Origin of the sequence: Bradyrhizobium sp. (assembly GCF_035652035.1) — a bacterium.
Taxonomy (GTDB): Bacteria; Pseudomonadota; Alphaproteobacteria; order Rhizobiales; family Xanthobacteraceae; genus Bradyrhizobium.
Window position 1 is genome coordinate 111,403 of the sequence record NZ_DASREO010000102.1, and the last position, 12,965, is coordinate 124,367.

The following is a 12,965-nucleotide window of genomic DNA, read 5'->3' on the forward strand; positions in this document are numbered from 1 at the left end:
TTTGGCTAATGCGCCTCGTCCCAGTTGTTGGCGGCGCGGGCATCGACGTGCAACGGTAGCGACATAACCACCGCCGGGAACGGCGCGTCTTCCATCACACGCTGGACTACCGGCAGCGTCGCCGCGACCTCGTCCTCAGGCACCTCGAAGATCAGTTCGTCGTGCACCTGCAGCAGCATCTGCGCAGAGAGCTTCTTCTCGGTGAGCGCCTCTTCCATGCGGATCATGGCGCGGCGAATGATGTCGGCGGCCGTACCCTGAAGCCGCGCGTTGATCGCGGCGCGCTCGTTGAAGGAGCGGACCGAGGCATTGGACGCTTTGATGTCGGGGTAGTGGCACTTGCGGCCGAACAGCGTCTCGACATAGCCGTGGCTGCGGCAGAAATCACGCGTCGCATCCATGTAGGCGCGGATGCCCGGGAAGCGCTCGAAATACTTCTTGATGTAGGCGGAAGCTTCCTCGCGGGCGATGCCGAGCTGGTTGGCGAGGCCGAACGCCGAGATGCCGTAGATGATGCCGAAATTGATCGCTTTGGCGCGGCGGCGTACCTCGCCCGGCATGTCCTTGACGGGGACGCCGAACATTTCCGACGCCGTCATAGCGTGAATGTCGAGCCCGTCACGGAAAGCTTGTTTCAGTACGGGAATGTCGGCGATCTCGGACAAGAGCCGCAGCTCGATCTGCGAATAGTCCGCCGACACCAGCTTGTGGCCGGGAGAGGCGATGAACGCGCGGCGGATTTTCCTGCCGTCCTCGGTGCGCACCGGAATGTTCTGCAGGTTCGGCTCGTTCGACGACAGTCGCCCCGTGGTGGTCGCGGCCAGCGCGTAGGTCGTATGCACGCGATGGGTTTGCGGGTGGACATAGGTCGGCAGCGCGTCGGTATAGGTCGATTTCAGTTTCGAGACCTGACGCCACTCCAATATTTTCTTCGGAAACTCGTGACCCTGTTCGGCGAGATCATCGAGGATTTGCGCCGAGGTCGACCACGCGCCGGTCTTGGTCTTGGTGCCGCCGGCAATGCCCATCTTGCCGAAGATGATGTCTCCGATCTGCTTGGGGCTGCCGACATTGACCGGCTCGCCTGCGATCTCCTGAATCTCGGCCTCGACCCTTGCTGCGGTCTGTGCGAATTCGCCCGAAAGCCGCGATAGCACCTGCCGATCGATCGAGATGCCGCGCCGCTCCATCCGTGCGAGCACCGAAACCAGCGGCCGCTCCAGCGTCTCATAGACCACGTTCATGCGCTCGCCGACGAGGCGCGGCTTGAACAGGCGCCATAGCCGATAGATCTCGTCGGCGTCTTCGGCGGAATATTCGCTCGCCTTCTCGATCGGCACCTGATCGAAAGAGAGCTTGTTCTTGCCGCTGCCGATCAATTCGCCATGCGTGATCGTGGTGTGGCCGAGCCAGGACGCCGAAAGCTTGTCGAGGTCGTGCGAGCCGCGACCGGCGTCGAGCGCATAGCTCATCAGCTGCGCATCGTCGCAATTGCGAAGCGTGATCCCGGCCTGCGCCAGCATCACCGCGCCGAACTTGATGTTGAAGCCGATCTTGAGGATGCCGGGCGACTCCAGAAGCGGCTTGAGCGCGGCGAGCGCCTCAGTGACCTTGATCTGATCCGGCGCAAGGCCAGCGGCGAACAGCCCGCTGCCGTCGCCGGCCTGCTTGTGGGCGAGCGGAACGTAAGCTGCATCGTTGGGGGCGAGCGCCAATGCGATGCCGCAGATTTCGGCCTGCATCGGATCTTCTGAACTCGCCTTGGCCTCGAATGCGAACTGACCGGCTTCACGCGCGCGGGCGATCCAGGCCTTCAGATCGGCCATGTCGCGGATGGCCTTATATTTCTTGCGATCGACAGGCGTATTGCGGGCTTCCTCGGCGCGCGCGGCCGCAAGCGCCTGCGGCGTGCCCTTGAGGCTCGAGGCCTTGTCGTTTCGGTCGCCCGGCTTGCCGGCTGCTGCTGCCTTGCCCTTTGCAGGCGGTTTCTCGCCCGCGAACAGATCGCCACCCCGATCGCCTCCCGGCGCGTTGCCGGATTCATCGACCTTCTCGGCCAGCGGCAGCGGCGAGAACGCGCTCGCTTTGCCCTGGTCGGCCTGCACGTCGGCGGGGTCGACTTGCGAATATTCGGCGACGCGGCGGGTGAGGGTGGAAAATTCCATCGCCTTGAGGAACGCGATCAGCTTGCGCGCGTCGGGCTCATGCACGGCGAGGTCGTTGAGCGGCACGTCGAGCTTGACCTTGTCGTCAAGCAGCACCAGCTGCCGCGAGATCCGGGCCTTCTCGGCGTTCTCGATCAGCGCCTCGCGCCGCTTCGGTTGCTTGATCTCACCGGCGCGCTTCAAGAGCCCTTCGAGGTCGCCATATTCGACGATCAGTTGCGCCGCGGTCTTGATGCCGATGCCAGGCACGCCCGGCACATTGTCGGTGGAGTCGCCCGCGAGCGCCTGAACCTCGACCACTTTGTCGGGCGGAACGCCGAATTTCTCGATCACTTCGGGAACGCCGATGCGGCGGTCCTTCATGGTGTCGAACATCGTCACCTTTTCGTTGACCAGCTGCATCAGGTCCTTGTCCGACGACACGATGGTCGTGGTGGCGCCGCGCTCGCTCGCTTCCCGCGCATAGGTCGCGATCAGATCGTCGGCTTCGAAGCCGATCTGTTCCAGGCATGGCAGGTCGAACGCGCGCACGGCGTCGCGGATCAGCGCGAATTGTGGAATGAGATCGTCCGGCGCCGGCGGACGATGCGCTTTGTAATCCGGATAGAGCTTGTTGCGGAAGGTGACTTCCGACTTGTCGAACACGATGGCGAGATGTGTCGGCTGGCTGTCCGGCGGCATGTCGCGGAGCAGTTTCCACAGCATGTTGCAGAAGCCGAGCACGGCGTTGACCTGCAACCCGTCGGATTTGCGGTTCAGCGGCGGCAGCGCGTGATAGGCGCGAAAAATATAGGAGGAACCGTCGACCAGAAACACATGGTCGCCCTTGGCAAGGGCTTTGGCGGCGACGGGTTTGGGAGCGGCTTTCGGGGAGGGCTTTGGCATGGCTGCAATGTAGGGATTTTTGCTCCCATTGACACCCGGTTCAGCAATTTCGCGCACCGGATTTTTCGCTTGTCTTATTTTACGCAGCTCACCAGAAATTCCAGCACAGCGCGCACCGGTGGGACCTGACGCAAGTCGCGATGCACCGCAAGCCAGACGTCGCGGCTGACCGGCTTTTGCGTCACCACATGGCGTTGCAGGTGCGGGTCGCTATCGCCGAGATAGTGAGGCAATGCGGCAACGCCGAGGCCTGCGCGGGCCGCCGCGACCTGGGTCTCGAGATCGTTGGTGCGCAGCAGGACCTCGCGCTCGCCGACGATTCCGCGCAGCCAGATTTCCTGAGGCGAGGTCGCCATCGAGGCGTCATAGCCGATAAAGGCGAGCGCATGCGGCGGGGTCTTTTCCAGGTAACCTGGCGCGCCGTAGAGGCTGAAGCCGAAGCTGCCGATCTTGCGTACGAACAATCCGGCTTCCACGGGACGCATCAGCCGCAGCGCGATGTCGGCCTCGCGGCGGCTGAGCGAAGCCTGGCGCTTTTCCCCGATCAGTTTGATGCGGATGCCGGGATGTTGCTGCCGCAGCCGCACAAGTTGTGGCGCGATCACCGAGCTCGCGAAATTCGGCGGTGCGCTGATCGAGACCTCGCCATCGAGGCCGGGCTTTGCGGCCTGTGCCGCGCGCCCGACCGCGAACGCCGCTTCCTCCATGGGAGCCGCGACCGCCGCGATGCGCTTGCCGTCGTCCGTTAGCGTTGTGGCGCGCGCACGACGATCGACCAGTTTCAGTCCGGTCGACGCCTCCAGAGCCGCCACCCGCCGCGCCACGGTCGCGTGGTCGACACCAAGCGTGCGTGCGGCCGCCGACAGCGTGCCTTCGCGGGCGAGCGTCACGAAATGGTGGAGATCTTCCCAGTCTGCCATTGTGCAAAATCTCACATCAGGGGCGCAGATATGGGGAATTTCGCATATTCGCATCGCTCGCCATAGTCCGTTTCCAACAGATGATGAGGAAAAGCCATGACCACAGTCGTTCGCGTCAAGACACAGGGCACCGTCGAGCAATTCGAAGTCGCCGAGGTCGAACTGCCGCCGCCCGCCGCCGATGAGGTCCGCATTCGCCAGACCGCCATCGGCGTGAATTTCGTCGATATCTACCAGCGTTCGGGTCTGTACCCGATGCCGCCGGCCAACATCCCGGGCGTCGAAGGGGTCGGGGTGGTTGCGGCGCTCGGCGCCAGTGTCACGTCAGTCAAGGCCGGCGACCGTATCGCCTATGCCGGCGCGCCGGTCGGCGCCTATGCGGCCGAACGCAACCTTCCGGCGTGGCGGGCGGTCAAGCTGCCGGACTCTCTGTCCGACGAGGCCGTCGCGTCATCTTTCGTCAAGGCGATCACCGCGCACATGCTATTGTTCCGGGTCTACCCGGTGGCATCCGGCACGACGCTGCTCGTCCACAGCGCGGCCGGTGGCGTTGGGCAGTTGCTGACACGTTGGGCAAACCATCTCGGCGCAACCGTCATTGCAACCGTCGGTTCGGAAGCGAAGGCCGCCATCGCCCGTCAGGCCGGCGCGAGCCACGTCATTGTCGGGCGCGACGCGGATTTTGCGCAAGCCGTCGGCGACCTCACCGGCAAGCGCGGCGTCGATGTTGCCTATGACGGCGTCGGCGGTGCGACGCTTGCCAAAACGTTCGCGTGTGTGCGGCCGTTTGGCGTGGTGGCGAGCACAGGCCAGGCGGGTGGGCCGATTCCGCCCGTCGATGTCAGCGATCTCGGGCCGCGCCGCAGCCTCTCGCTCGCCCGGCCGAGCGTGATGGCCTACATGAACGAGACGGAGGCGTATCGTGCAGCGGCAGACGCAGCGCTGGCGGGAATTGCGAGCGGCATCCTCAAGGTCTCAGGCCAAGCCTATCCCTTGACTGACGCCGCACGGGCGCACGCCGATCTCGAAGCCGGCCGCACCTCCGGCGCGCTTTATCTCAAGCCATAGCGGAAGTGAGATTTACTCGGCCGCTTGTAGCGCCGGGCTTGCTTTCTTCGGCGCAATCCAGAACGCGTCGGGGCGTTCGAACAGGAAGTTCGCCCCGACATGAAGCGCGATCCGCCAGATCGCCAGTGCGCCGAAGACGCCGAACAGCGTCACTGTCAGCGAGATGGCGCCGATATCGTGGATCATGCCGGTGCGCAGAAGGATCGTCCGCGTCGCAGCCATCGGCAGGAAAAAGGCGAGATAGATCACGATCGAATGTTCGCCGCAGAAGCGGAGGAAATTCAACCAGCGCATGCGAGCCAAGAGCGTCCCGATGGTGATAATCGCGCACGCGCCGGCAAGTCCAAGCGCCAGTGAAACAAAAGGGCATTCGCTGACGCCAAGCTGCACGAGGCTCTCGTTGACGAGCGCCCACAGCGCCAGCGCGGCGAGCGCAAGCCATGGTTCGTTTCGTGCGCGATCCGACAGCGTGAACACGCGGCCAGCGAACAGATAGCCGGTGTAGAAATAGACAAAGCGCGCGCCGAATTCGTCGATCGCGGTCCAGCCGGTCGAAAAATGCATCATCTCAAGGAGTGCGGCGAGGCCCCAGATCAAAAGCGGCGGCCAACGTCGCGTCGCCTTCGTGACCACGAAGAAGACCGGCAGCAGATAGATGAACCACAGCGTGCCGAATGGCTCGATGAAGGATTCCAGATAAAGGTATCCGGCATGGGCCCAACTCGTTTCGGCCGCGAAAGCGGGCGCCTTGAAGCCGAATTGAATGGTGACCCAGAGCACGTAAAAATAGGCGAAATGCACCACTTTACGATCAAGGTAGGTGCGCCAGTCCCGATCGATGACAACCGGCAGGAACAGCCCGGAAATCAGGAAGAAATCCGGCATCCGGAACGGCTTGGCGAAGGCGACCAGCGGATGCATGAAGCCGGTCTGGCCGGACGCCAATTCCACGCCCAGCACCGAGTGCATCATCACCACCATAACGATGCAGATGCCTTTCGCGTAGTCGACCCAGTCGACCCGGCCGGGGCCGGTCTGGCTGGTAACGGTAACGGCAGATGTGCCGCTGGAAGTCATGGCTGTCCCTTTTTGGGGTGGCTTTGGCGCATCATCGGCCGTATCGGTTTCATTCTCCTTTATTCACGCAATTGACATGCCACTGTCATGTGTCCGTTCGGTTTTTGGTTTGTGACAGAATGCTCTAAGACGGATTCGACGAATCAGTCCCGTTAACCATTTTCGACAGGATTTCAGATGCATATCGCCATGATAGGCACGGGCTATGTGGGGCTGGTGTCAGGCGCCTGCTTTGCCGATTTCGGACACGACGTCACCTGCGTGGACAAGGATGAGGGCAAAATCGCAGCGCTGCACCGTGGCGAGATTCCGATCTTCGAACCCGGGCTCGACGCGCTCGTTGCCGCCAATGCGAAGGCTGGCCGGCTGAAATTCACCACCGATCTCACCGGGCCGGTCGCCGAAGCGGATGCCGTCTTCATCGCGGTCGGCACGCCGTCCCGCCGCGGCGATGGCCACGCCGATCTCAGCTACGTCTACGCCGCTGCGCGCGAGATCGCTGCTGCGGTGAAAGGCTTCACGGTCGTGATCACGAAGTCGACTGTGCCGGTCGGCACCGGCGACGAAGTCGAGCGGCTGATCCGCGAGGCCAATCCCTCGGCCGATGTCGCGGTTGCGTCCAATCCGGAATTTCTGCGCGAGGGTGCTGCGATCCGTGACTTCAAATTCCCCGACCGCATCGTGGTCGGCACTCTCGATGAGCGCGCCCGCAAAGTTCTGGCCGACATCTATCGGCCGTTGTCGCTCAACCAGGGTCCCCTGATGTTCACGGGCCGGCGCACGGCGGAGATGATCAAGTACGCCGCCAATGCCTTCCTCGCGACCAAGATCACCTTCATCAACGAGATGGCGGACTTGTCTGAAAAGGTCGGCGCCAATGTGCAGGAAGTGGCGCGCGGCATCGGGCTCGACAACCGCATCGGCACCAAGTTCCTGCACGCTGGCCCCGGCTTTGGCGGCTCGTGCTTTCCGAAGGACACCAAGGCGCTCGTCAAGATCGCGCTCGATCACGACGTGCAATTGCGCATTGTGGAAGCGGTGCTTGCGGTCAACGACAACCGCAAGCGCGCGATGGCGCGCAAGGTCTCCGGTGCCGTCGGTGGCAACCTTCGCGGCAAGACGGTCGCGGTGCTCGGTCTCACCTTCAAGCCCGACACCGATGACATGCGCGATGCGCCGTCGATTCCATTGGTGACCGGCCTGCTCGATATGGGCGCCAGGGTACGCGCGCATGATCCGGTCGGCATGGAAATGGCGCGGCGCGAACTGCCCGACATCGAATACAGCGACGATCCCTACGCTTGCGCCCGCGGCGCCGATGCGCTGGTGGTGGTCACCGAATGGGCGCAATACCGTGGACTTGATCTCGATCGCCTCAAGAGCGAACTCGCTCATCCCGTCGTTGTCGATCTTCGCAATGTCTTTCGTCCCGAGGACATGGCAGCGCGCGGCTTTACTTACGAAAGCGTCGGTCGCCCGCCCGAAGCCAAGGGGTGAGGCAAGGCCTCGTCTTTGCACCTCGTTTGGCTCTTTCTTTCCCTCTTCCCTTGTGGGAGAGGGTGGCTCGGATGAGCGACAGCGAAATTCGAGCCGGGTGAGAGGTCTTGTTTCTCCCGAAGACCTGAACCCCTCACCCGGTTTCTCGCTCACGCTCGAAACCACCCCTTCCCGCAAGGGGAGAGGGTTCAACCCGAGCCGGTAAAATTGCCCCGCAGCTTCGATACGCCGCTTCCCATCGATGTCGTCCTGGACGATCTGCCGCGCACGCTTGCCGGCCATAATGCCGCGGTGCTGGTTGCGCCGCCTGGCGCCGGCAAGACCACGCGCGTGCCGCTCGCACTGCTTGATGAGCCGTGGACCAAGGCCAAGAAGATCATCGTGCTGGAGCCTCGTCGGATAGCCGCGCGCGCCAGCGCCGAGCGGATGGCGCATACCCTTGGCGAGAAAGTTGGCGAAACCGTCGGCTACCGCGTCCGCTTCGGCTCCAAGGTTTCGCAAGCCACCCGCATCGAAGTGGTGACCGAAGGAATCTTCTCGCGTCAGATCCTCGACGATCCCGAACTGAATGGTATCGCCGCCGTGCTGTTCGACGAATTTCACGAACGCTCGCTCGATGCCGATCTGGGGCTGGCGCTGGCACGCGACGCACAAACCGGCCTGCGCGAGGACTTGCGCATCCTCGTGATGTCCGCGACGCTCGATGGCGCGCGGGTCGCCAAATTGCTGGGCGATGCGCCTGTTGTCGCGAGTGAAGGCCGGGCCTTTCCAGTCGAGACGCGCTATCTCGGCCGCAAGGCCGACGTACAGGTCGAGCGGCAGATGGCGGATGCGATCGCGACCGCACTGCGCGCCGACCCCGGATCGGTGCTGGCCTTTTTGCCCGGTGCTGCCGAAATCCGCCGCACGCAGAATTTCCTCAGCGAGCGCATCCACGACGCCTCGATTGAAATCGTGCCACTGTTCGGCGCGCTCGATGCGTCCGTGCAAGACCGCGCGATCGCGCCGGCGCCCAAAGGCCATCGCAAGGTCGTGCTCGCCACTTCAATTGCGGAGACGTCGCTCACCATCGAAGGCGTGCGGATCGTTGTCGATTCGGGCCTCGCGCGCGTGCCGCGCTACGAGCCGGATATCGGATTGACCCGGCTCGAAACTGTGCGGGCCTCGCGCGCGGCGGTCGATCAGCGTCGCGGTCGCGCCGGGCGCACCGAACCCGGCGTGTGTTACCGGCTCTGGGACGAGCCGCAGACGGCGTCGCTCGCGGCCTATACCCAACCGGAAATCCTGAGCGCGGATCTGTCGTCGCTGGTGCTCGATCTCGCGCAATGGGGCGTGAGCGACCCTGCAGGCCTGGCTTTTCTCGATTCCCCTCCCGCACCAGCCTTGAAGGAAGCGCGCGAATTGCTGCGCGAACTCGGCGCGCTCGATGTGGATGGGCGGATCACCGACGAGGGCCGCAGCCTGCGGGCGTTGGCGCTGCCGCCGCGGCTGGCGCGGATGATCGTGGATTCGCATCGTTTGGGTAGCGGCCGCGCTGCGGCCGAGATCGCCGCCGTTCTCACCGAGCGCGGACTCGGCGGCGACCATGTCGATCTGGATGTGCGCCTTGAGATGTTTCACCGCGATCGTTCGCAGCGGGCGGAAGCTGCGCGCGGCCAGGCGCAACGCTGGGCCGCGCAAGTGGCGGCCGGCGACCGGGCCAAACCAAAAGATGACGAGCTGCCTTCAACGGGCGTGATGCTGGCATTCGCCTTTCCCGATCGTGTTGCCAGAAATCGCGGCAACGGCAGCTTTGTGCTGGCCAATGGGCGTGGCGCCGCGATCGAGCCGACGACTGCGCTGTCGCGCGCGCCCTATATTGCGGTGGCCGAACTGACGGGTACGGCCATGCAGGGCCGCATCCTGCTGGCCGCACCGATCACGATGGAAGAGATCGAAGCGCGTTTCCCCGACCAGATCGAAAATGCGGATGAAATCTCCTTCGATCGCGGTGCGATGGCTCTGCGGGCGCGGCGCCGGAAGTCCTTGCATGCGATCACGTTGTCGGAGACGCCGTTGGCGCTTGAGCCTTCGGAAGAAACGGCGCGGATATTCGCCGATGGGTTGATCGCGGCAGGTCTCGACCGTCTGCCATGGTCGAAGCCGATCAAGCAATGGCGCGATCGCGTGATGTATCTCCGTGGCGCCGAGAGTGCGTCATCCGACAATCCATGGCCGGATTTGTCGGATGATGCGCTCAAAGCCCAGCGCGAGACCTGGCTGGTGCCGGCTCTGCTCGACAAGACCTCGTTGAAGGCATTTTCGGCCGGCGATCTGTTGGAAGCCTTGCAGACTCTTTTGCCGTGGTCTCTACGCGCGCGGCTGGATAAGGAAGCGCCGACGCATTTCGAGGCGCCGACGGGAACGCAACTCGCGATCGACTACGAGGCCGAGCAGGGGCCCACCATCGCGGTGCGCTTGCAGGAGTTGTTCGGGCTGACCAGCCATCCCTCGATCGCACGCGGCGCCATTCCGCTGGTGCTGGAATTGCTGTCACCGGCGCACCGCCCGGTGCAGGTGACACGCGATCTGCCAGGTTTCTGGCGCGGCAGCTACGCGGCGGTGCGCTCCGATTTGCGCGGTCGATATCCCCGCCATCCCTGGCCGGAGGATCCGGCGAGCGCGATGCCGACCCGCCGCGTCAAGCCCAAAGGCACCTAAAAGGGCATGTGAGAAAAGGACCGCGGGCACGCGCTCCCGCGCGTGATGAATTCGTTAACCCTTCGCTCATCCTTTTCGCCAAAATTGCCGCTCTGATGGTTTGCCGCCGGTCGCGGTTTTGTCGCGCGCGTGTTGAAATTGGCAAATCCGCGCGTAGTCGAGAGTGGCGTCATGCGTAACATTATGATTTTTGCCGCGATCATGATCGGCCTCGGCACCTTCATGGCGCAGGTCGCCGACAAGATGGCACCAGCCTCCGCGACGCCGTCGGCGCACTTGGTCGTCACTCCGGCAGGTCAGGCCGGTACGCGCAGCCTCAGCATCCCCCGCGACGGGCGTGGCCATTTCGCGACCGAAGGACGGATCGACGGCCAGCGCATTGCCTTTATGGTCGACACTGGCGCTTCCGTCGTCGCCTTGAACGAAAGCTCGGCGGCGCGGTTCGGGCTGCGCCCGTCGCGCAACGACTACCGGGCGACGGTGACGACGGCGAATGGCACCGTGAAGGCCGCGCCGGCACGGCTGGCGATGGTCGAGGTCGGCGGTCTGATCGTGCGCGATGTTGATGCAATGGTGCTGCCTGACGAAGCGCTGTCGGAAAACCTGCTCGGGCTATCGTTCCTGTCGAAGCTGAGGCGGTTCGAATACGCCACCGCCAACGGCAAGATGGTATTGGAGCAGTGACGATCATTGCCGGCGGCGCGCCTTAGCCTTTCTCGAATTCGCCCCAATTAACTCGATAAAGCGGCCTTCCATCGGGCCAGCGCATTCGCTATGGCTTCGGCCATATCGTTGTATGTCACCATAGGCCGCCGAATGTTTCCAAAGCCAAAGCCCGTCCTGGTTCCCAATACCTACGCGTTCGAGTCGGAGCCGATGGTGAAGGCCACCGGCTTTCGCGAGTACGACGCGCGCTGGCTGTTCGGCAAGGAAATCAACCTGATGGGCGTGCAGGCGCTCGGCATGGGGCTGGGCGCGCTGATTGCCGAGCTCGGCGTCAAGCAGGAAGTCGTGACCGGCCACGATTTTCGCGGCTATTCGGCCTCGATCAAATACGCGTTGCTCTCGGGGCTGCAGGCCGCCGGTTGCCGGGTTCACGACATCGGGCTTGCGATGACGCCGATGGCATATTTTGCGCAGTTCGAGCTCGACGTGCCCTGCGTCGCGATGGTGACGGCCTCGCACAACGACAATGGCTGGACCGGCGTCAAGATGGGCGCCAACCGGCCACTCACCTTCGGCCCCGACGAAATGACCCGCTTGAAGGACATCGTGCTCAACGCCGAGTTCAAGAACAAGGTCGGCGGTTCCTATCAGTTTCACGAGAATTTTCCGGCGCGCTACATCGCCGACCTCACCAAGCGCCCAAAACTCAAGCGCAAGCTGAAAGCCGTCGTCGCCTGCGGCAACGGCACGGCGGGCGCCTTCGCGCCGCAGGTGATGGAAGCGATCGGTTGCGAGGTCGTTCCGCTCGACACCGAGCTCGACCATACTTTTCCGAAATACAATCCCAATCCGGAAGACATGGAAATGCTGCACGCGATCCGCGATGCCGTTTTGAAGCACAAGGCCGATGTCGGCCTGGGCTTTGACGGCGACGGCGACCGCTGCGGTGTGGTCGACAATACCGGCGAAGAGATCTTTGCCGACAAGGTCGGCGTCATGCTGGCGCGCGACATGTCGGCGATTCACAAGGACGCGCAGTTCGTGGTCGATGTGAAATCGACCGGGCTTTTTGTCACCGATCCCGTGTTGCAGAAGCAGGGCGCGAAAGTTGCTTACTGGAAGACCGGCCATTCCTACATGAAGCGCCGCACCAACGAGATGGGCGCGCTCGCGGGCTTCGAGAAATCCGGCCACTTCTTCTTCAACAAGCCATTCGGTCGCGGCTATGACGACGGGCTTGTGTCGGCCATTGCCGTCTGCGAGATGCTGGATCGCGCTCCCGGCAAGTCGATGGCCGACCTGAAGAACGCTCTGCCGAAGACATGGTCATCGCCGACCATGTCGCCACACTGCGCCGACGAGGCCAAGTACGGCGTCGTCGATCAGGTGGTGAAGCACTTTGAAGGGCTGCAAAAACGCGGCGAGAAGGTCGCGGGCCAGAAAGTCCGCGACCTCGTCACCGTCAACGGCGTGCGCGTCACCGTCGAGGACGGCAGCTGGGGACTGGTGCGCGCGTCCTCCAACAAGCCGGAGCTTGTAGTGGTGGTCGAGAGCCCGGTCTCGGAACAGCGGATGCGCGACATGTTCGAGGCGATGGATTCGGTGCTGCGCACGCACGGCGAAGTCGGCGAATACAATCAGAAGATCTAGTTCGCCGGCACTGGAAGCGACGTCACCGATTTGATCTTTTCCATCGCAAAGCGCGACGTCACGTTCTTCAGCGGCACCGACGCGATCAGCCGCTTGTAGAATCCGTCATAGCCCTGGATGTCCGGCACGATTACGCGCAGCATGTAATCGACATCGCCGGCCATGCGGTAGAATTCCATCACTTCCGGCATGGCGCCCACCACCTCGGCGAAGCGGCCGAGCCATTCCTGCGAATGGTCGCCGGTCTCCACCGAGACGAAGACGGTGATGCCGAGCCCGATCTTGTCCTGGTCGATCAATGCCACGCGCTTGAGGATGACGCCGTCGGCCTCCAGCC

At 63.4% G+C, this 12,965-nt stretch carries 9 protein-coding genes; 5 read left to right on the top strand and 4 right to left on the bottom strand.

Annotation, left to right across the window (positions count from 1 at the left end; genetic code table 11):
- Positions 1–5: 5 nt before the first annotated feature.
- A complete protein-coding gene (gene polA, locus VFB05_RS29120) occupies positions 6–3,050 on the bottom strand; it encodes a DNA polymerase I (RefSeq protein ID WP_325019029.1) in 3,045 nt (1,014 codons plus the stop codon).
- Positions 3,051–3,124: 74 nt separating this feature from the next.
- A complete protein-coding gene (locus VFB05_RS29125) occupies positions 3,125–3,970 on the bottom strand; it encodes a LysR family transcriptional regulator (RefSeq protein WP_325019032.1) in 846 nt (281 codons plus the stop codon).
- Between the two features lie 96 nt (positions 3,971–4,066).
- Here VFB05_RS29125 and VFB05_RS29130 point away from each other — a divergent pair, with 96 nt between their 5' ends.
- Positions 4,067–5,038 carry a quinone oxidoreductase gene (locus tag VFB05_RS29130; RefSeq protein ID WP_325019034.1) on the top strand — a complete coding sequence of 324 codons (972 nt, stop codon included), beginning with the start codon at positions 4,067–4,069 and terminating at the stop codon, positions 5,036–5,038.
- Positions 5,039–5,050: 12 nt separating this feature from the next.
- Here VFB05_RS29130 and VFB05_RS29135 read toward each other — a convergent pair whose 3' ends face one another.
- Entirely contained in the window at positions 5,051–6,115 is a 1,065-nt protein-coding gene (locus VFB05_RS29135; RefSeq protein WP_325019036.1) for an acyltransferase family protein, read from the bottom strand.
- Positions 6,116–6,292: 177 nt separating this feature from the next.
- On the opposite strand from VFB05_RS29135, the gene VFB05_RS29140 reads away from it, so the two are divergent.
- From VFB05_RS29140 to VFB05_RS29155, 4 genes are all read left to right on the top strand, one after another.
- Complete coding sequence (locus VFB05_RS29140) at positions 6,293–7,612, top strand: UDP-glucose/GDP-mannose dehydrogenase family protein (protein ID WP_325019039.1); 1,320 nt, start codon at positions 6,293–6,295, stop codon at positions 7,610–7,612.
- Positions 7,613–7,819: 207 nt separating this feature from the next.
- On the top strand, positions 7,820–10,312 hold the full coding sequence (hrpB, locus tag VFB05_RS29145; protein ID WP_325019041.1) for an ATP-dependent helicase HrpB: 2,493 nt from the start codon (positions 7,820–7,822) through the stop codon (positions 10,310–10,312).
- 171 nt (positions 10,313–10,483) lie between these two features.
- A complete protein-coding gene (locus VFB05_RS29150) occupies positions 10,484–10,996 on the top strand; it encodes a TIGR02281 family clan AA aspartic protease (RefSeq protein WP_325019043.1) in 513 nt (170 codons plus the stop codon).
- A 132-nt stretch (positions 10,997–11,128) separates the two neighbouring features.
- Positions 11,129–12,628 (top strand): phosphomannomutase/phosphoglucomutase, encoded by a 1,500-nt coding sequence (locus VFB05_RS29155; RefSeq protein ID WP_325019046.1) that lies wholly within the window; start codon positions 11,129–11,131, stop codon positions 12,626–12,628.
- Here the strand turns inward: VFB05_RS29155 and VFB05_RS29160 are convergent.
- Positions 12,625–12,965 (bottom strand): Lrp/AsnC family transcriptional regulator (locus VFB05_RS29160; RefSeq protein ID WP_325019048.1); only part of this gene is annotated, 341 nt, incomplete at its 5' end. The genes VFB05_RS29155 and VFB05_RS29160 overlap by 4 nt on opposite strands.

Coding starts and splice junctions, on each gene's coding strand:
- polA (WP_325019029.1), bottom strand. CDS start 3,050: ATGCCAAAGCCCTCCCCGAAAGCCGCTCCCAAACCCGTCGCCGCCAAA.
- VFB05_RS29125 (WP_325019032.1), bottom strand. CDS start 3,970: ATGGCAGACTGGGAAGATCTCCACCATTTCGTGACGCTCGCCCGCGAA.
- VFB05_RS29130 (WP_325019034.1), top strand. CDS start 4,067: ATGACCACAGTCGTTCGCGTCAAGACACAGGGCACCGTCGAGCAATTC.
- VFB05_RS29135 (WP_325019036.1), bottom strand. CDS start 6,115: ATGACTTCCAGCGGCACATCTGCCGTTACCGTTACCAGCCAGACCGGC.
- VFB05_RS29140 (WP_325019039.1), top strand. CDS start 6,293: ATGCATATCGCCATGATAGGCACGGGCTATGTGGGGCTGGTGTCAGGC.
- VFB05_RS29150 (WP_325019043.1), top strand. CDS start 10,484: ATGCGTAACATTATGATTTTTGCCGCGATCATGATCGGCCTCGGCACC.
- VFB05_RS29155 (WP_325019046.1), top strand. CDS start 11,129: ATGTTTCCAAAGCCAAAGCCCGTCCTGGTTCCCAATACCTACGCGTTC.